This is a genomic window from Streptomyces sp. DG2A-72 (genome assembly GCF_030499575.1).
Taxonomy (GTDB): Bacteria; Actinomycetota; Actinomycetes; order Streptomycetales; family Streptomycetaceae; genus Streptomyces.
Map to the genome: position 1 here is coordinate 519,484 of NZ_JASTLC010000001.1, position 18,591 is coordinate 538,074.

General features: G+C 69.6%; 14 protein-coding genes and 2 pseudogenes. 7 read left to right on the forward strand and 9 right to left on the reverse strand.

What is annotated here, in order from left to right; genetic code table 11:
* Positions 1 to 238: 238 nt before the first annotated feature.
* Positions 239 to 1,576 carry a sugar ABC transporter substrate-binding protein gene (locus tag QQY66_RS02730; protein ID WP_301977400.1) on the reverse strand — a complete coding sequence of 446 codons (1,338 nt, stop codon included), beginning with the start codon at positions 1,574 to 1,576 and terminating at the stop codon, positions 239 to 241.
* Positions 1,573 to 2,430 carry a DUF4239 domain-containing protein gene (locus QQY66_RS02735; RefSeq protein ID WP_301977401.1) on the reverse strand — a complete coding sequence of 286 codons (858 nt, stop codon included), beginning with the start codon at positions 2,428 to 2,430 and terminating at the stop codon, positions 1,573 to 1,575. The genes QQY66_RS02730 and QQY66_RS02735 overlap by 4 nt, the downstream gene beginning before the upstream one ends.
* Positions 2,431 to 2,742: 312 nt before the next feature.
* Between QQY66_RS02735 and QQY66_RS02740 the strand changes: the two genes are divergently transcribed.
* The 6 genes and pseudogenes from QQY66_RS02740 (at position 2,743) to QQY66_RS02765 (ending at position 9,178) form a co-directional block, all read left to right on the forward strand.
* Entirely contained in the window at positions 2,743 to 4,179 is a 1,437-nt protein-coding gene (locus tag QQY66_RS02740; RefSeq protein WP_301977402.1) for a CAP domain-containing protein, read from the forward strand.
* 70 nt (positions 4,180 to 4,249) lie between these two features.
* A complete protein-coding gene (locus QQY66_RS02745; protein WP_301977403.1) occupies positions 4,250 to 4,924 on the forward strand; it encodes an AIM24 family protein in 675 nt (224 codons plus the stop codon).
* 54 nt (positions 4,925 to 4,978) lie between these two features.
* Positions 4,979 to 5,296, forward strand: a pseudogene (locus tag QQY66_RS02750) (hypothetical protein); the annotation flags it as partial.
* Positions 5,293 to 6,335, forward strand: a pseudogene (locus QQY66_RS02755) (polyprenyl synthetase family protein). The pseudogenes QQY66_RS02750 and QQY66_RS02755, both read left to right, overlap by 4 nt.
* 83 nt (positions 6,336 to 6,418) lie before the next feature.
* Positions 6,419 to 7,387 (forward strand): threonine/serine dehydratase, encoded by a 969-nt coding sequence (locus tag QQY66_RS02760; protein ID WP_301977404.1) that lies wholly within the window; start codon positions 6,419 to 6,421, stop codon positions 7,385 to 7,387.
* Positions 7,388 to 7,543: 156 nt separating this feature from the next.
* Positions 7,544 to 9,178, forward strand: coding sequence for a serine/threonine-protein kinase (locus QQY66_RS02765; protein WP_301977405.1), 1,635 nt, complete (start codon positions 7,544 to 7,546; stop codon positions 9,176 to 9,178).
* Here the strand turns inward: QQY66_RS02765 and QQY66_RS02770 are convergent.
* Complete coding sequence (locus QQY66_RS02770) at positions 9,170 to 10,600, reverse strand: serine hydrolase (RefSeq protein ID WP_301977406.1); 1,431 nt, start codon at positions 10,598 to 10,600, stop codon at positions 9,170 to 9,172. The two genes, QQY66_RS02765 and QQY66_RS02770, sit on opposite strands and share 9 nt — an antisense overlap.
* Before the next feature lie 163 nt (positions 10,601 to 10,763).
* Between QQY66_RS02770 and QQY66_RS02775 the strand changes: the two genes are divergently transcribed.
* Entirely contained in the window at positions 10,764 to 11,789 is a 1,026-nt protein-coding gene (locus QQY66_RS02775) for a hypothetical protein (RefSeq protein WP_301977407.1), read from the forward strand.
* A gap of 24 nt (positions 11,790 to 11,813) precedes the next feature.
* Here QQY66_RS02775 and QQY66_RS02780 read toward each other — a convergent pair whose 3' ends face one another.
* The 6 genes from QQY66_RS02780 to QQY66_RS02805 all read right to left on the reverse strand — a co-directional run bounded on the left by QQY66_RS02780 (position 11,814) and on the right by QQY66_RS02805 (position 18,582).
* Positions 11,814 to 12,317 (reverse strand): DUF6328 family protein, encoded by a 504-nt coding sequence (locus tag QQY66_RS02780; protein ID WP_301977408.1) that lies wholly within the window; start codon positions 12,315 to 12,317, stop codon positions 11,814 to 11,816.
* 90 nt (positions 12,318 to 12,407) lie between these two features.
* Complete coding sequence (locus QQY66_RS02785) at positions 12,408 to 13,391, reverse strand: aldo/keto reductase (protein WP_301977410.1); 984 nt, start codon at positions 13,389 to 13,391, stop codon at positions 12,408 to 12,410.
* 171 nt (positions 13,392 to 13,562) lie between these two features.
* Complete coding sequence (locus QQY66_RS02790) at positions 13,563 to 15,020, reverse strand: GH1 family beta-glucosidase (protein WP_301977411.1); 1,458 nt, start codon at positions 15,018 to 15,020, stop codon at positions 13,563 to 13,565.
* 91 nt (positions 15,021 to 15,111) lie between these two features.
* Positions 15,112 to 16,053 (reverse strand): carbohydrate ABC transporter permease, encoded by a 942-nt coding sequence (locus QQY66_RS02795; protein WP_301977412.1) that lies wholly within the window; start codon positions 16,051 to 16,053, stop codon positions 15,112 to 15,114.
* Between the two features lie 13 nt (positions 16,054 to 16,066).
* Positions 16,067 to 16,996: a carbohydrate ABC transporter permease gene (locus tag QQY66_RS02800; protein WP_301987128.1), complete on the reverse strand. Its 930-nt coding sequence runs from the start codon at positions 16,994 to 16,996 to the stop codon at positions 16,067 to 16,069.
* A 272-nt stretch (positions 16,997 to 17,268) separates the two neighbouring features.
* The gene (locus QQY66_RS02805) at positions 17,269 to 18,582 is read right to left on the reverse strand and encodes an extracellular solute-binding protein (protein ID WP_301977413.1); all 1,314 of its coding nucleotides are present in this window, start codon (positions 18,580 to 18,582) and stop codon (positions 17,269 to 17,271) included.
* Positions 18,583 to 18,591: the final 9 nt, after the last annotated feature.

An 18,591-nucleotide genomic window follows, 5' to 3' on the forward strand; every position in this document is an offset into this window, starting at 1 on the left:
CCATGGGGGCTGGTCGGGCCCCCGGTGCACAACCCTTCCGGATGAGTCATGTCCATGTAAAGCATGAATCGTCGATTACACGCATTTCATGGCGATACCGCCCGCATCCGTACTGCTCAGTGATCGGTCGGCGGTCAACTGTGCGTCGACAGTGGAGAGGTGACGGGACGCACGGAGGTTGCCCGGCTTCGGTGTGACCGATGTCGCATCGACCGCGAGCGCGTCCTTCGCCGGCGTCTCAGTCCCGGTAGCCGCCGCCCTCGACCACGTCGTTCGCGAAGAGTTGGGCCTTCTCCAGCGCCTCGTCGACCGACTGCCGGCCGGCGATCGCCGCGGAGATCTCCTTGGCCACCCGGCCGCCGAGGCCCGCGTACTCCGGGATGCCGACGTACGAGGTTCCCGTCCACGGCTGCTTGTGCAGGCCGGGCCGGGTGAGGTTGACGGCGTTGAGCGCGTCCAGCGTCGGCTGCAGAAAGGCCTTGGCGGCCTTCCTGTACGGAGGAAGGCGGTACGTGGACAGCCGGCTGCCGGGTGGCACTCCGACCCAGCCGAGCCTCTTGCCGTAGAGCTTCAGATACCGCTTCGACGTGGCCCAGGAGGCGAAATCCCACGCGGCCTTCGGGTGCTTGGACGTGACGGGGATCGCCAGCGCCCAGGTCCACAGCCATCCCGAGCTGCCGGTGCGCATCACGGGCGCGGGAGCGTAGCCGAGCTTGCCGGCGACCTCGCTGATCCTGGGGTCCTCGAGACCACCGGCGAAGGAAGTGGTGTCGTACAGCATGGCCGCCTTGCCCCGCAGCATCGTCGCCTGGCACTGGGCGGGCCCTGCTTCGTGCGCCCGAGGCTCGCCGGAGCTACGGACCAGGTCCACGTAGAACTTCACCGCCCGCCTGGTTTCGGGGGAGGTGAATTGGGGGTTCCAATGCTCGTCGAACCACCGGCCGCCGAAGGTCAGGATCACGGTGTTGAGAGACACCAGGTTCAGCCAGACGGGACCGCCGCGCAGGCAGATTCCGGCGATTCCGCGCCGGGGATCGTGGAGTTCGGCCGCCAGTTCGGCGACCTGCGACCAGGTCGGGCGTTCCGGCATGGTCAGCCCGGCCTTGTCGAACAGGTCCTTGCGGTACATCAGGAAGGACGACTCCCCGTAGTAGGGCACCGCGTACAGGCCCTTTCGGTAGGACAGCGCCGTACGCACCACGGGAATGAAATCCTCTACGTCGTAGTCACCCCGGCTCGCCAGGACATCGAGTCGGGTGAGCCATCCTCGCGAGGCCCAGATCGGCGCCTCCCACGGGCCGATGGAGACGACGTCGTAGCGGCTCTCCTCGTCGGCGACGTCCTTGGACAGCCGATTCCGCAGCACCCTCTCGGGGAGAAAGACGAACTTCACACGGATACGGGGATGGGTGCGCCGGAAGTCGTCGACGAGCTTCTCCATATCGCGGGTGAAGTCGACGGACGCCACCGTGATCGTCGTGTCCTGCTCGTTCCCGGCGCAGGCAGCAGTGCCGAGCGCAAGTGAAGCGAGCAAGGCTCCCACGACGGGGATACGGGTGAGCCGTGTGATGTTCACTGCGGAAGCTGCTCCGAGCTGGCGAACGAAACGTAGTCGGCCACGTCCAGGAGGCAGCCCGGCACCCGCTCCCTGCTCGACACCCCGAAGTACGTGGTGATCTGCTCCTGTCCCTCGGGAGGCACTCCCATTCCTTGCGTCAGCGCGACCTTCCAATGCGTCAGGTCGATCGCGTTGCTGTCCTGGAGAGGGTGATCCAGCGCGATGATCAGGGTGATGAACAAGCCGATGAAGAACGACAGCAGGCCGGTCAGGGCCACATGGTCGATCATTCTGACGCCGACCAGCGCCCAGGTCGCCGCAATGGTCACGAACGCGCCGCCGAAGAGGACGAGATACAGCACCGGCAGCAGCCCGATGCTCACCTCGCCCTGCCGTTCACGGCGAAGGTTGTTGTAATCGTTGAAGGCTTCGAGGGTGACGGACTGCGCGTTCGACTCCTCTTCGTTCTGCGGTTCATAGAACATCAGGGATTCGAATACGGCGTCCAGCCGCCCTTGGTCCTCGACGATCTCGCCCCGCTGCTGTTGCGGCCAGACCTCGTTGATCACATTCTCGGCGTAGTTCCGCACCTGGGACTGAATACGGCATCTACGGCTGTTGGGAAACGCCTCACCGGCGCGATAGACCGTGGTGAGCTGCGAAGCCTCCTCATTGACAAGCTTCTTCACCTCCACATAGTGGTCGTACGCCCCCACGGCAACCAGCCCGATCAGCAAGGCGTAAAAGCCTCCGACGACTTCGACCAGGAATTTGACGCGTTCGTTGTGCTCGGGATCTTCGCCGAACCAATCGCGGATCCGGGCTCGTACGAGCAGGCCGCTGAGGCCGAAGGCGAGGAATCCGCCCACCATCAGCAGAGCCTGGGACCAGATCGGCACATGCGAGAACCAAGCAGGCATCCGCCGATCTCGCCCCCTGTCCGCCCTTCACACCCCAGTTCACATCCCACTGCGATGGTCCTCACCTGACCGCTGTCATCACCAGGGCGCGCGGGGCCGGCAAAGAGCAGTCACCACCCCACGGCACACACACATCGCGCATGCGTACGCCACCCAGCGCCACCTGGTACGACGAACGCCCCCGAGGGGGAACCCGCGGGCCCTGGTGGACGTTTCCCGGACAACCCCGACCGGGGCCGGATCCACGACCATCAGGGCGGCGTCATGAGCGAGTTGGTCCCCGGAGGCAATCTGCCCCTCCCGGGCGGCGCTGTGAGCGTCCAGGTGCCCGGCCCCTTCGACGTGTCCGCGCTCATCACCGACGACAGCGGGAAAGTCCGGGGCGACGCCGATTTCGTGTTCTACAACCAGCCTTCCGCACCGGGCGCCCGGCTGCACGGCCACACGCTCACCGTCGACCCGTCCGGCCTGCGCACCGGCGCCACCAAGGTCACCGTGGTCGTCAGCCCCGCCGACCCCGGCACTCCCCTGGGCCGCCTGCCCGCCCCCACCCTCCTGGTCACCGGTCAGGGCGGCCGGCTGATCGCCCGGTTCGCCCCGCCACGCCCGGGGCAGGAGACGGTGCTGCTGCTCGCGGAGATCTACCGGCGCGGCAGCGGGTGGAAGCTGCGTGCGCTCGGGCAGGGGTACGCGGACGGACTGGCCGGGCTCGCCCGTGACTTCGGGGTCGACGTCACCGAGGACAGCGCGGCCACAGCGGCGCCGCACGCCCGCTCCGGCGCGGCGCCCGCGTCGCCCTTCCCCGCGCCGCAGCGTCCCGCCACCGCACCACACCAACGCGCTGCCGCGCCGCCCACCCCTTCCACCACGCCACAGCATCCGTCCACCGCGCCCCGCCGACCCACTGCCGTGCCCTCCACGCCCGACCCCGACGGCTTCCTCGGCCTCGTCAACTCCGCCCGCGCCAGGGCCGGTTCACCCCCCGTCTCCCTCGACGCCCGCCTGACGTCCGCCGCGCGAGCCCACGCCTGCGCCATGGCCGCTGAAGGACAGCTCGGTGTCGAAGGCCGGGACGGTGTCTCCGTCTACCAGCGCGTCACCGCGACCGGATTCACCTATGTCACGGTCGGCGAGCACCTCGTCTCCGGCCCGCGCACGCCCGCCGAGTTCGTGGACTACTGCCTGGGTTCGAGGGAGCCCAGCCGCACCCTGCACGACCCGGCGTTCACCCACGCGGGCCTGGCGTACGTCACCGGGGGCCGCTCCGGCGACACGTACTGGACCGCGCTGTGGGCGAGGCCGCTGACGCCTCAGGCGCTGGCGCGGACGGCGGCCGACGTCGTCGACCTCACCAACCGGGAGCGTGCCGGGGCAGGTCTGCCGCCCCTGGCCGTCGACCCGGTCCTCACCGCCGCGGCGCAGGCACACAGCGCGGACATGATCGCCCGCGCGTTCTACTCGCACACCTCGCCCGACGGCAGCCAGCCCTGGGACCGGGCCGCCGCCGCGGGCTCCACCCGGCGCTCGATCGGCGAGAACATAGCCTGCGGCCAGCGCTCCCCGGCCGAGGTGGTGGAGGGCTGGATGAACAGTCCGGGCCATCGGGCCAACATCCTCAAGCCCACGTTCACCCACATCGGCGTCGGCTTCGCGGGCGGCGGCGCGGCGGGCACGTACTGGACGCAGCTCTTCGGCGCCTGACGGAAAGCCGTGGAAGACCCGTTGCCCCGCGATCTTGGCGGAAGGACCCGCTCCGGGAAAGGATGCCGATATGAAGGGTGATCTGTTTTCCAGCGAGCACATGGTCCAGCCCGCCGCGGCGCCGGGCATGACGATCGAGAACTCCAAGTGCATCAAGTACGCGGTGAACGGCGAGATGATGGCGCGTCAGGGCGCGATGATCGCCTATCGCGGCAACCTCCAGTTCGAACGCAAGGGCCAGGGCGTGGGCGGGATGCTCAAACGCGCGGTGACCGGCGAGGGGCTCCCGCTGATGGCGGTGCGCGGGCAGGGCGAGGCCTGGTTCGCGCACGAGGCGCAGAACTGCTTCGTCGTCGATGTGAACCCCGGTGACGAGTTCACGGTCAACGGCCGCAATGTGCTGTGCTTCGATGCCTCGCTGTCGTACCGGATCGCGACCGTGAAGGGCGCGGGCATCACGGGCGGCGGCCTGTTCAACAGCGTCTTCTCCGGACAGGGCAGGCTGGGCCTGGTGTGCGACGGAAGCCCGCTGGTCATCCCGGTCTCGCCGCAGTATCCGGTGTACGTCGACACGGACGCGATCGTCGGCTGGACGGCCGGCCTGCAGACCTCGCTGCACCGTTCGCAGTCCATCGGGTCGATGCTGCGCGGAGGTTCCGGGGAAGCGGTGCAGCTGATGCTGCAGGGCCAGGGCCATGTGGTCGTACGACCGAGCGAGCTGACACCGCAGAAGGCGCAGCACTGAGAAGTCCAGTGAAGTGATCTGCGCCTCACGGGCAACCTGGTCGGTCCTGCCGACGTCAAGCTGTCGAGCGCGCTGGCCTACAACCACAAGATGCGCGACAACGTCCTGTACCGCGCCGGGCGTTACACGCAGGCCCGGGATCTCTACGAGGAGGCGCTCGCCGAGTTCCGCGCCATGAGCGAGCCCCGCGAGGAGGCCCTGTCCCGGCTCGGCCTGGTCAAGTCGCTGGCGCACCTGGGCCGCGACCGTTCCGAAACGGCGGCCGAACTCGCCGAACTGGCCCGGGAGTTGGAGCGGACAGGGCTGCGGCACGCGCGGGAGATGGTGGCTCGGGCGCAGCAGGAGTTCGGGGTCGCGGAGGGCGTACGGTGACGGCGCACGGCTTGGCGGTGCAGTCACCGCCCTCGGCGGCCGAAGTCCTCGACCGCTGCCGGGGGTTGGTGCGCCCGGCGCTGCGGGAGGCCGTGGGCCGGCTGCATCCGTGGGTGGGCGAGATGGCCGCGTACTCCTTCGGCTGGTGCGAGGTGGGCGGCACTCCGGTCGTCGCGTCCGGCGGGAAGGGCGTCCGGCAGGCGCTGGCCGTGCTCGGCGCCGAGGCGGCGGGTGCGCAGGGGCGGGCCGGCGTGCCCGCAGCCGTGGCGGTGGAGCTGGTGCACATCTTCTCGCTGCTGCACGACGACATCATGGACGGCGACACGGACCGGCGCCGCCGCCCCACCGTGGAAGGCGTACGGCACGGGTCCCGCGGTCCTCGCGGGCGACGCGCTGTTCGCCCTGGCCGTCGGGACCCTTGCCGCCGTGCCGCAAAGACCGCAAGGACCGCAGACCGTACGCCTGTTGTCGGTCGCGCTCGGCGACCTGGTGCGTGGACAGGCGGACGACCTGTTGTTCGCCGCCCGGCCGTGGACGGGACCGGGGCGGGTGCGCCCGGACGAGTACCGGCGGATGGCCGAGCACAAGACGGGCTCACTGCTGGGCTGTGCGGCGGCGCTGGGCGCGGTGCTCGGTGGAGCCCCGCCCACGGCGGTCGCCGCGCTCGACCGGGTCGGCCGGCATCTGGGAATCGCCTTCCAGATCGTCGACGACGTCCTGAGGATCTGGGGCGATCCCGCGGTCACCGGCAAGCCCGTGCACGGCGACTGCGGGAGCGGAAGAAGACGTTCCCGGTGCTGGCCGCGCTGGACTCCCCGCTACCGCGGCGAGCCGGCTCGCCGCACTCCTCGAAGCCGACGGCGAGCCCGCCGAGGCGGCCGCGCTGATCGACGCGGCGGGCGGCCGGTCGGCGGCCCTGGCCAAGGCCCGCCGGCATCTGGTCGCGGCGGAGGTCGCGCTCACGGACGTACTTCTGCGGCGCGGCGCCGTCGACGAGCTGCGGTCATTGATCGACTTCCTGGTGCGGCGCGACCTTTGATACCGAGTTGACCTGCCGCCTCCTCTCGGGTCAGGGTTCGATGCGGACGCGGACTCAGTCACCCGCGCCGAAAGGTGATGGTCATGATCGGGATCACGGACATCGAGGCCGTCGAGGCCGCCGCCGCACGGATCGCCGGACACGTCGTCCGCACCCCCACCGTGCCCAGCCCGGGCCTGTCCGCGCTGCTCGGCGCCCCGGTCACCGCCAAGCTCGAACTCCTGCAGCGCACCGGGTCGTTCAAGGCCCGCGGCGCGACGGCGAAGCTGCTCTCGCTGAGCGAGGCCGAGCGGGCCGCCGGGGTCGTGGCGGTCAGTGGCGGCAACCACGGCATCGCGCTCGCGGTCATGGCCGCCGCCCTCGATGTGAAGGCCACGGTCGTGATGCCGCGCTCGGCGCCGGCCCGTTCCATCGAGATCGCCCAGGACACGGGTGCGTTGGTGCGGCTGACCGATGACATGGACGGCGCGTTCTCGCTGGTGACGCGGCTCAGGGACGAGGGGCTGACGCTGGTCCACCCGTTCGACGACCCGGTGGTGATCGCCGGACAGGGCACCGTAGGGCTGGAGTTCGCGGAGGACGCCGGAGAACTGACCGATGTCCTGGTGAGCGTCGGGGGCGGTGGGCTGATCGCCGGTGTGGCGGCGGCGCTGCGTGCGCGCCGGCCCGGCGTGCGGGTGTGGGGCGTGGAGACCGAGGGCGCGCAGGCGATGTCCGAGGCGCTGGCGGCGGGCGGACCGGTGCCGGTGGCGCTGTCGTCGATCGTGACCACGCTCAGTGCCCCGTCCGTGTCGCAGCTGACGTACGACCATGTGTCCGCCCTGGTCACCGAGGTGCTCGTGGTCCCGGACCGGGAGGCCGTGCAGGGCGTTCTCGACCTCGCCGACCACGCCAAGCTGTGGACCGAGCCGGCCGCCGGATGTCTGCTGCCCGCGGCCCGCCGGGTCCTGGAGCGGGTGGGCGAAGGGGCACGGCTCGGTCTGGTGGTGTGCGGCGGCAACGCGACGACCGGGGACGTGATGGAGTGGACGGAGCGCTTCGGTCTGCGCTGAGCTGAGTCTCGGTCGAATTCCTCGTCGAATACGGCCAGTTCCGCACACCTCGGGCACAAGCCGAAAGAAGGTCACCGGAGTTGCGGATTCGTTGAACGCACACCATTGCACCCGTCGTACCTCTGGGAAAGGTGAGAGCCAGGGGTTCAGCGAGGGATGACCATGGTCAAGGCGCACGTCTCCACGCACGAGTTGGTAGCCGGAAGGTACCGCCTGCTGGAGGTCCTCCATCGCGAGACGAACCGCATCTGCTGGTACGGCGAGGATGTCGAGGCCTCACGGCCCTGTCTCCTCACGCAGACGGTGCTCCCGGCCGACTCCGACGGGGAGACCGTGCGGCGGGCCACCGCCCGGGTGATCCGCATGTCCGAGACCATGGGGCTGCTGCGTCCGGGCAAGGTGGCCACGGTCGTCGACGCGATCGAGGAGAACGGCACCCTGTGGACCGTCACCGAGTGGATCGACGGCATTCCACTGGGGGAACTCCTCGCGCAGGAGGGCACGTTCAACCATGCACGGGCGGCGCGGATCGGCCTGGAGCTGCTCGATGTGCTGGAGGCGGCGCACGGCGAGGGCATCACGCACGGCGAGCTGAGTCCGGGGCAGGTGTTCGTGCGGGAGCAGGGGCCCCTGGTGGTCACCGGCTTCGGCCTGGCCGGCGCGACCCTCGTGCCACGCGTGACGGCACCGTCGTACGCCTCCCCGGAACAGGCCCGTGACGAGCGCATCGGACCGGCGGCCGACCTGTGGGCCCTGGGTGCGCTCCTCTACACGATGCTGGAGGGCCGCCCGCCCTTCCGTGAACGTGACCGGCCCGAAACGACGTTGAAGGGCGTCGACCGGCTTCCGCTGCGCACACCGCTGCGCGCCGGACCGCTCACCCAGCTGGTGCAGGGGCTGCTCCGCAAGAACTGCCGGGAGCGGCTGACCCGGCCGGTGGTCCGCGAGGCACTGGTCCGTGTCCTCAGCGAAGACCCCGAGATGGTCGCACGGTCGACGTCGCGGCCCCGGCTGCGCGGGGTGTACGCGGCGGCCCTGCACGCGCGTGAGGGGTGGAGCCGGCGCACCATGGTCGCCGGGACGGCGCTCGCCGTCGTCACCGTGTCCGTCGCCGTCCTCGCCGTGTCCCGCCAGGTCTCCGACAACGACAGCACGTCCGAGGCCGGTACGGCACCCCGGCCACCGGCTTCGGCGTCCGCCCCGGGGGAGCAGACCCCCTCGCCGTCCGTGACACCCTCCCCCTCCCCCACCCCCACCCCGACGCCGACACCCACGCCCACGCCCACTCCGACGTCGGCGTCCCCCTCCCCCACGGGCACGCCCCTGCCGCCCGGCTTCAGCCGCTACCAGTCCCCCAAGGGGTTCTCGCTCGCTCTCCCCCAGGGCTGGAAACCGCTGCAGACCACCCGCCAGGCCGATCTGGCCTACCGGGTCGTACTGGGCAAGGACGACGACCCTCGCACGCTCGCCGTCACCTACAGCGAGGCGGTGGGCCCGGATCCGGTCGCCGTGTGGCGGGACGACGTCGAGCCCGAGTTGAAGCAGGGCCACGACTACCGGCGGATCGGCGACATCCGCGCGACGACGTACCAGGGCCGCGAGGCCGCCGACATCGAGTGGCTCATCGATGTCGACGGCAGGCGCGTGCGCACCTTCGGGCGCGGTTTCCTCATCGGCGAGCACCGGGGCTTCTCACTGCGCTGGACGACCCCCGCCGCCGACTGGGACGACGCCGCCAACCGTGAGGCGCTGGACACCTTCCTGCGGACCTTCCGGGTGCCGTCAGAGTGAGGCGCGGGGTGCGCGCATCCTGCGCAGCGCACCCTGGTGCAGCGGCTGCATGAGCCACCGCGCGGTGAACGTGCCGTCGGTGAGCGAGCACGTGACGACCAGGTGGTGCGGTGTCTCCAGGAAGGCGATGTCCACGACGAGGGTGTCCGCTTCGCTCCACCCCCCGCTCACCGCGATGGGGACCGGTTCCTCGATGACGGTCCAGCCGTCGTTGCCGATCGGCACCTGCAGCGGCTGCCCGTCGTCGATCAGCGCCAGGTTCCGGCCCTCCGTGATGTGCACCGCGGTCAGTGTCGGCTGGGCCTCGCACACACCGCCGTGCGGCGTGAAGTCGACGGCGGACCAGGCCTCCGCACGCTCCGGCGGTGCGGGCTTGCCCGCGGCCGGCGGCAGTGCGAGCCGCGCCAGCCGCGCGGCGAGGGCGGTGTCGCGCTCCTCGTGGGCGGACAGCGGCGTGGGCCCGAACGCGGGCAGCAGATGGTCCCAGACCAGGTTCAGCAGCTTCTGCATCTGCTCGGTCGCCGCGGTCGTCGCGATCACCGCGTCGTGCTCCGGCAGCACCAGGCAGTACTGTCCGTACGCGCCATCGCCGCGATAGCCGTGCCGGGACATCCAGAACTGGAAGCCGTAGCCCTGCTGCCAGTCGGTCCCGCTCATCTCGAACTCGGCGGTGGAGATCTGCGCCCGCGTGGCCTCGGCCACCCACTCCTCGGGCAGCAGCCGTTCGCCCTCCCACACGCCGCGCTGCAGATACAGCTGGCCCAGCCGGGCGACGGCGTCGGTGGTGGCGTGCAGTCCGCTGAAGCCCAGCTCGGCCCCTGACCCGTCACGCAGCCACGCCGTCTCGCCGGTGCCGAGCGGATCGAACAGCCGGGGCCGCAGATAGTCAGTCAGCGACCGACCGGTGACGCGCCGCACGATCGCGCCGAGCGTGTACGTGGTGGGCTGGTTGTACGCGAACACGGTCCCCGGATCACGGTCCGGCGGCAGCAGCAGGAAGCCGCGCACCAGGTTCTGGTGGTCGAGGGCGAGAGCGGGGTACAGGGTGTCGGTCCCATGGCCGCTCGCCATGGACGCCACATGCCGTACGAGCATCGCGCGGCTGCGCGGATCGGTGATGTCGGCCTCGAACTCCGGGAAGTACGAGATCACCGGGGCGTCGAAGTCGAGCAGCCCCTCGGCGGCGGCGAGCGCGGCGGCCGCCGCCGTGAAGCTCTTGCTGAGCGAATAGAGGAGATGCGGGCGGTCTTCGGTGTACGGCGCCCACCAGCCGGACGCCACGAGGTGGCCGTGCCGCATGATCATCAGGCTGTGCGGCTCGATGTCCGGGGCGGCGTCGAGGGCGTCGAGGAAGGCGTGGACGCCGGATGCGTCGACGCCCTGGGCGGCGGGGGTGCTCAGAGGCAGGGGGCGAACACTCATGCCCGCATCCTCTCCCGGCCGGCCGTCATGATCGAGGGGTCGGCCGGCGAACGGGAGGAGAAACACACGGATCCGAGGCCGGGAAAAGCCTCGTCATGAGCCCCTATAGGCTTCCTGTCGCACCTGTTCCAGCCCCCGGCAACACCTTTCAGGAGAGTCACCCGTGACCCTGGCGACCGTCCCGTCCGAGACGTCCCCCGTGCCCCTGTCCGATCTCGTGGCGCGGGACGCCCGCGAGTTCGGGGTCTATGCGCGGACCGGAGGCTGGGCCTTCGGCCTGATGGTGGCGCGCAGCGTACGGCCGGGCGGTCAGGGCGCGGACGAGACGCCGAAGGTCTCCGCGAAGGAGTTCGCCGAGCTCGCTGGCTGTTCCGCCGACCGCGTCATGCGCTACTACAAGGCCTGGGACCGGGCCGCCGACGACGGTCTCGTCCCGCACTTCGAGGAGCTGGCGCCCGGCCAGGAGGTCGAGCTGCCCGACGCGGACGTCTGGCTCAGCTACTACGTCTCACGTAACGGCGCCGCCTCGGAGCGCGGCACCGCCATCACCGAGGCGGCCGAGGCCGAGGGCATCCGGCCGACGAAGGCCCTCGAAGTCGCGGAGAACCCCACCGCACTGCGCGCGGCGATCCTCGCGGACCCCTCCACCGCCCTGGCGGCCCGCCGGGCACTCCTGGACCGAGTCCGCGAAGACCCGGAACTCCAGGCCGAGTTGGCCCGTGACATCGTGCGCACCGACGACCTGAAGAAGGCCGTCGCCGCCGAGAGCAGGGCTGCCGACCGGATCGGATACGTCCGCCAGATCGCCGAGTCGGGCCAGATCAAGACCCCCGCCGGGCAGACCGTCGACGCGCCGGTCGACGTACGCCAGGAGGCCGAGCGGCATCTGTCCCTCATCGACGAGCTGGACGAGGCGGAGGACCCCGGCGAGTGGGCCGGCGAGGCCTACGACACCATGAAGTCCCTCGTCGCCGAGACCGTGGAGGCCGACCCCGAACTGCGCGTGCAGGAGCGGCGGACGAAGTTCTACAGCAGTCTCCAGCGGGCGACGAAGGTGTTCGAGGAGCTGACCTTCGACGACGCGCAGGACTTCTACGAGGACGACATGGTCCAGCAGCTGGAGGAGCTTCAGCAGGCGATCAGCACATGCATCGTGGCGCTGCGCGGGGCCCGTGGCGACACTGACTGATCACACCGGGTGACACGCGCGATCTCACCGTGACGAGTGGCGGTGCCGTGTCCACCACGGCACGCCGAACCAGCACAGCAGGTACCACGCCACGATGCCGGCGACGAGCCACGGCACGTAGTCGTCGTGGCCCGTCGCGACCCTGAGGATCAGCAAAACCGCGGCGGTCATCGTGGCCAGCAGCAGCAACAGGCCGACGAGGGTCAGCCGGGAGGCCCATTCCACTGCCTGCGGCTTGATGCGCCGACCGGACACGAGCCGGTGCAGGGACACCGGGCCGATCAGTGCCCCGGTCGAGGCGGCGCCCAGGACGACGGTGACGATGTAGATGTTCTCGTCCGTGGCGTCCAGATCCACGAACCTCGGGGCGAACACGACCGTCAGCAGAAAGCCGAACAGGATCTGCACCCCGGTCTGCGCGACCCGGACCTCCTGGATCAGCTCGCCCCACTTCCGGTCGGCCCGCTGCTCCGGGGTCTCACCGCGACCCCAGTCCTCGGTGTCCGCACTCTTTCCCGTGACCGACAAGGTTCCTCCCTGATCGATCGAACCCGCATCTGTCTCGGCCCCGAGTGCCCAGATTCGCGCGGTTCGATCGGTCAGGGCGGCACGCCCCTGCTACCAGCGGCTCTCCACCTGGTCCTTGATCCGGCGGTCGTAGAGATCCCGGATCGCGGTGAGCGTCTCGTCGGACAGCTCCGGCAGCTTGGCGGCGGCCGCGTTGGCGCGGGCCTGCTCGGGCGAGCGGGCGCCGGGGATGACCGTGGTCACGCCGGGCTGCCGGATGATCCAGCGCAGCGCCAGCTGGGCCGGCGTGTACCCCTCCGGGGCCAGCGCGGAGAACTCGGCCGCGGCCTCCACGCCCGTCTCGAAGTCGACGCCGGAGAACGTCTCACCCTGGTCGAAGGACTCTCCGTGCCGGTTGAAGGTGCGGTGGTCGTTCTCGGCGAAGACGGTGTCCTTGGTGTACTTGCCGGAGAGCAGCCCCGAGGCCAGCGGAACCCGGGCGATGATGCCGACGCCCGCCTCCCGCGCCGCCGGCAGCACCTCGGCGAGCGGCTTCATGCGGAACGGGTTGAGGATGATCTGCACGCTCGCCACGTTCGGGCGGGCGATGGCGGTCAGCGCCTCGGCGCAGGTCTCCACGCTCACTCCGTACGCGGCGATCCGCTCCTCGGCGACCAGCGTGTCCAGGGCGTCGAAGACTTCGTTGGTGGAGTAGACGGGCGTCGGCGGGCAGTGCAGCTGCACCAGGTCGAGGCGGTCGACGCCGAGGTTGCGGCGGGAGCGGTCGTTCCAGGCGCGGAAGTTGTCCAGGACGTAGTTCTCCGGGATCTGGTCCACACGGCGGCCCATCTTGGTGGCGACCAGGACATGCAGATCGGGGCGCCCGCGCAGGAACGTGGCGATGGTCTGCTCGCTGCGTCCGTCGCCGTACACGTCGGCGGTGTCGAAGAACGTTACCCCCGTCTCGGCCGCCGCCTCCAGCACCGCCAGGGCTTCCTTGTCGTCGACGTCTCCCCAGTCGGCACCCAGCTGCCATGTGCCGAGACCTACGACGGATACCTGCTGACCCGACCTACCGAATACGCGCTCGTCCATGGTGTCAGTCTGTCATCCGTGATCCGCGCACGCGGAGCGGGCCGGCCCGTCCCCACCCTGCATCCGAGGAGAGCCGCCACGCACCTGACGGCGGCGTGCCACCTCGTGCCGCGCCCGTTACGGTGCGCGGGACGGCGTGCGTCCCGCGCACCGTAACGGGTTGATCATCTGTCACTTCCCGCCGCTCTCCTCCAGCAGGGTGCCCGTGCGGGCCACGTCGGCGTACCACCGCGCGCTGGCCTTGGGGATGCGCTTGCCGGTCGGATAGTCGACGTAGACGGCACCGAAGCGCTTGCTGTAGCCGTAGCCCCACTCGAAGTTGTCCAGCAGGGACCACAGGAAGTAGCCCCGGACGTCGACGCCGGCCACGATCGCCCGGTGCACGGCCGACAGGTGGCCGTGGAGGTAGGCGATGCGATCGGGGTCGGCCACCTCGCCCTCCGGGTTGACGTAGTCGTCGAACGCGGCCCCGTTCTCGGTGATCATCAGAGGCATCGCGGGGAAGTCCGCCTTGAGCCGCATCAGCAGGTCGTACAGACCGCTGGGGTCGACCGCCCAGCCCATCGCGGTGGTGCTGCCCGGCGGCCGGTGGAAGGCGACGTTGTCGGCGCCCGGCCAGGGGCTGTGCTCGCTCATCCCGTGTCCGTCGGAACCGTGGCTGGCCTCGCCGGTGGCGGCGGAAACGAGGGTGGGTGTGTAGTAGTTGACGCCCAGGAAGTCCAGCGGCTGGTGGATCGTGGCGGTGTCACCGTCCCGTACGAAGGACCAGTTGGTCAGGCTCGCCGTGTCCTGGAGGAGATCCTGCGGGTACTGGCCTTCCAGCAGAGGGCCGGTGAAGACGCGGTTGGCCAGTGCGTCGATCCGGCGGGCCGCGTCGAGGTCCTCGGCAGCCTCGGTCAGCGCACGGACATGGTGAATGTTGAGTGTGATGGACGCCTGCGCGCGGGCGGGCAGTTCGGCGCGCAGTGCCTGAACGGCCTTGCCGTGGGCGAGGTTGAGATGGTGCGCCGCGCGCAGGGCCGCGACCGGGTCGGTGCGCCCGGGCGCGTGGACACCCGAGCCGTATCCGAGGAAGGCGCTGCACCAGGGCTCGTTGAGGGTGATCCAGGTCTTCACCCGGTCCCCCAGCGCACGTGCCGCCAGGGCCGCGTAGTCGGCGAACCTGTCCGCGGTGGCGCGCTCCGGCCAGCCGCCGGCGTCCTCCAACTCCTGCGGCAGGTCCCAGTGGTACAGCGTGACGACCGGTTCGATGCCCTTTTCCAGCAGTGCGTCGGTCAGGGCGCGATAGAAGTCGAGACCCTTCTCGACGGCCGGGCCGCGGCCGGTCGGCTGCACACGCGGCCACGACAGGGAGAACCGGTACGCGCTCACCCCCAGGTCGGCCATGATCGCGACGTCCTCGCGCCAGCGGTGGTAGTGGTCGGTGGCGATGTCACCGGTGTCGCCGTTGCGCACCCTGCCGGGTGTGTGCGAGTAGGTGTCCCAGATCGAAGGGGTGCGTCCGTCCGCGGAGGCGGCACCCTCGATCTGGTAGGCGGCGGTCGCCGTGCCCCAGGTGAATCCCTGCGGGAACCTGATGGCGGTGGTGTTCTCCGAGGCGGGCGCGACACGTCGGGTTGCGGTGGTCACGTGGGTCCTTCCAGATGTACTGCGGGGCGGAAGCGGCGAAGTGGGATGGCGGGCGTCGAAGGGCCGCGGCAGCGGGGGGACGGTGGGGCGCTCATCCCTTGACCGCTCCCTGCATGATTCCGCCGACGATCTGACGGCCGAAGACGACGAACAGGGCGAGCAGGGGCAGCGTGCCGAGCAGCGCGCCCGCCATGATCAGCGACTGGTCGCGCACGTATCCCGCGCTGAGCTGGGTGAGGGCTACGGGGACCGTCGGATTGGTCATGTCGAGCACGATGAACGGCCAGAAGAAGTCGTTCCAGGCGTGCACGAACGTGATCATGAACAGCACGGCCATGGGAGGCCGGGCGATCGGCAGCACGATGCTCCAGAAGATGCGCAGCGAGTGCGCACCGTCCACCCGCCCGGCCTCGACGAGTTCGTCGGGCAGCGCCTCGGACAGGTACTGCCGCATGAAGAACACGCCGACGGCGCTGACGAGCGTGGGGAAGATGACGGCGGGCAGCTTCTGGCCCCAGCCCAGTTCGGTGATCATCATGAACAGTGGTACGACGCCGAGTTGGGGCGGCACCATCATCGTGCCGATCACGAGCATCAGCAGGATGTTGCGGCCCTTGAAGCGGAGTTTGGCGAACGCGAAGCCGGCGAGGGTGGCGAACAGCACCGTGGACAGGGCGATCACCCCGGCCACGATCAGGCTGTTGAGCATGGCCTTGCCCAGCGCGGCGTCCTGCCAGGCCTTGCCGAGGTTCTCCAGGAGGTGAGGTCCCGGCAGGAACGGCGGAGGCGTCTGGGTGACGCGCGTGTTGTCGGTCGACGCCGCCACCATCGTCCAGTAGAGCGGGAAGAGCGAGAACAGCGCCGCGATTCCCAGCAGGATGTAGGCGACGGGACCCGCGTGGTGCTGACGTCCGGCACCCGGGTGCCGGAACAGTTGGCGGCGCCGTCCGCCGGACGGGGTGGCTTTGCGGGCCTTCCGCGCGGTCCCTGGGCGTGCGTCGGCCGTCTGGACCGGGATGCTGTCTGTGGTCATGGAAACCTCCCGGTCAGGCCTTGCGCGCCAGGACGCGCTTGACGACTCGTTGGACGACGAACACGAGGATGAGCACCAGGAACATCGCCCAGGCGACCGTGGCGGCCCGGCCCATCTGGTAGTTCTTCCAGCCCTCCTCGTACAGCAGCAGACCCAGCGTCTGGTACTGGTTGTCCGCTCCCCCGGTGATGCCGTTCGGGCCCTGGCCGAAGATCAGGGGCTCACCGAAGAGCTGGGTGGCGCCGATCGTGGACAGGACGATGGTGAACACGATGGTGGAGCGGATGCCGGGGACGGTGACCTTCAGGAACTGCTGCCACCGCGAAGCGCCGTCGATGGCCGCGGCTTCGTAGCGGTCGCGCGGGATCGCCTGCATCGCCGCGAGGTAGAGCAGGGCGTTGTAGCCGGTCCAGCGCCAGATGACGATCGAGGAAATCGCCGTCTGCGCGGCCCACTTGTTGTTCTCCCAGTCGATGTTGTCGACACCGACCAGGCTCAGCATCCAGTTGATCATGCCGAAGTCGCGTTCGAAGAGCATCGTGAACACCAGGGCCGCGGCACCGACCGACGTGGCGTACGGCGTCAGGGCGGCGACGCGGAAGAACGTCGAGCCGCGCAGCCGGTAGTTGAGCAGGTGCGCCAGTCCGAGCGCCATCAGCAGCTGCGGCACGGTCGACAGGACGCCGATGGTGAAGGTGTTGAACAGCGCGTTCCAGAAGCGGTCGTCGTCCCACAGCGCCGTGTAGTTGTCGAAGCCGACCCACTCCATGAGGTTCAGGGTCGACAGTTCTACGCGGTGCAGCGAGATCCACGAGGTGTAGATGAGCGGGTAGAAGCTGAAGGCGGCGAAGACGACGAAGAACGGGGCGACGAAGGCGTACGGCGCGCCCCGGACGTCGAGACGGTGCAGCAGCGTACGGCGCCGCTGACGCTCCGCGCCGATGCCGGGCGCACCGTCTGGTGGTGTCGAGGTGGAGATGGCCACCGGAAGGCGTCCTTCCTGGAGGGTGAGAGAGGCGAGCCGGAGCCCGGCGGCCCACACGGGCCTTGCGTGGGGCGCCGGGCGGCGGAGGCGCCCCAAAGGGGCGCGGGGCTGTATCAATATGCGGCTCCGCCGCGATGGGGGTCCCCCCGCTCGAGCGAAGCCGAGAGTGGGGGAGCGACCAGCCACGACGGACCCGCGGCCGACGCACCGGACTTCCAGCGAAGCGCCAGTCAGCCGGCGGCCTTCTCGATGCGCTCGTCAGTGGTCTTCCACGCCTCGTTCGGGCTCTTGTTCTGCGCCTCGATCAAGGTCAGACCCTGCGAGAAGATGTCCTTGATGGTGCCGTCCTTACGGCCGAGTACCTGCTCGTCGGGGATCTCCTGGGCCGCGGCGCCGAAGATCTGCCCGATGGGCGCGCCGCTGAAGTAGTCCGACTTGGCATCGACCACTTCGGGCATCTCCAACGCGGTCTGCGACGAGGGGAGGTTGCCGAGCTTCTTGAAGATGTAGGCCTGCTGCTCAGGGGCGGTGAGCCAGGCTACGAGCTCCTGCGCCTCCTTCTTGACGGGGCTCTTCTCCATGACGCCGAGGAACGCTCCGCCCCAGTTGGCGCCCTTGGGCGCCTTGGCGACGTCCCACTTGCCCTTGTTGTTCGGGCCCGCCTTCTCGCTGATGTGCGCGAGCATCCACGCCGGGCAGACGGTGCTGGCGAAGGTGCTGTTGGCCAGGCCGGGGTCCCAACCGGGCTGGAACTGGCGGAGCTTCGCGGTCAGATCGGACGTGGCCGCCTCGGAGGCCAGCTTCCACGCGTCCTTCACGACAGGGTTGGTGGCGTAGATCAGCTCGCCCTCCTTGTCGTAGAACTGCTGGGAGTCGCCGTAGATCATGGCGTTGAACAGCCCGCTGGAGCTGTCCATGAAGGCGACCTTGTCGTCCTTCGAGTTCTGCTTGAACCGCTTGCCCGCGTCGACGTACTTCGACCAGTCGCCCTCCCACAGCTTGGCGACCTCGTCGCGGTCGGTGGGCAGGCCGGCCTGCTCGAAGAGGTCCTTGCGGTAGCAGACCGCCATCGGGCCGATGTCGGTGCCGAGGCCGATGACCTTCTTGTCCTCGGTGGTGACCTGGCTCTGCTTCCACGGAAGGAAGTGTTCCGTCCCGGCCACACCGGCCAGATCGACGAACTTGTCCTTCTGCGTGTCGGACAGTTCCTTGGCCCTACCAATCTCTATGCCCTGGATGTCCTTCAGCCCGCTGCCGGCGGCCAAGTGGGTCTGCAGGGCGGTGTAGTAGGTCTGCTCGTCGCCCGCGACGTCCGCCTTGATGGTGACGTTCGGGTGCTCCTTCATGTACTTGTCGAGCAGATCGGTCTCCTTGAAGCCCATGACGCCGAACAGGCCCATGGTGATGGTGACCTTGCCGTCCTTCTTCCCCCCACCGGTCCCCCCGTCACTGCTGCCCCCGCAGCCCACGACCAGACCGAGAGCCGACGCGGCCGATACTGCGGCCACGACTCTCATACGCAACTTCCTTCGTAACTTGTCCATTTCGTCCTC

Coding starts and splice junctions, on each gene's coding strand:
- QQY66_RS02735 (WP_301977401.1), bottom strand. CDS start 2,430: ATGGTGGGCGGATTCCTCGCCTTCGGCCTCAGCGGCCTGCTCGTACGA.
- QQY66_RS02740 (WP_301977402.1), top strand. CDS start 2,743: ATGAGCGAGTTGGTCCCCGGAGGCAATCTGCCCCTCCCGGGCGGCGCT.
- QQY66_RS02745 (WP_301977403.1), top strand. CDS start 4,250: ATGAAGGGTGATCTGTTTTCCAGCGAGCACATGGTCCAGCCCGCCGCG.
- QQY66_RS02760 (WP_301977404.1), top strand. CDS start 6,419: ATGATCGGGATCACGGACATCGAGGCCGTCGAGGCCGCCGCCGCACGG.
- QQY66_RS02765 (WP_301977405.1), top strand. CDS start 7,544: ATGACCATGGTCAAGGCGCACGTCTCCACGCACGAGTTGGTAGCCGGA.
- QQY66_RS02770 (WP_301977406.1), bottom strand. CDS start 10,600: ATGAGTGTTCGCCCCCTGCCTCTGAGCACCCCCGCCGCCCAGGGCGTC.
- QQY66_RS02785 (WP_301977410.1), bottom strand. CDS start 13,391: ATGGACGAGCGCGTATTCGGTAGGTCGGGTCAGCAGGTATCCGTCGTA.
- QQY66_RS02795 (WP_301977412.1), bottom strand. CDS start 16,053: ATGACCACAGACAGCATCCCGGTCCAGACGGCCGACGCACGCCCAGGG.
- QQY66_RS02805 (WP_301977413.1), bottom strand. CDS start 18,582: ATGGACAAGTTACGAAGGAAGTTGCGTATGAGAGTCGTGGCCGCAGTA.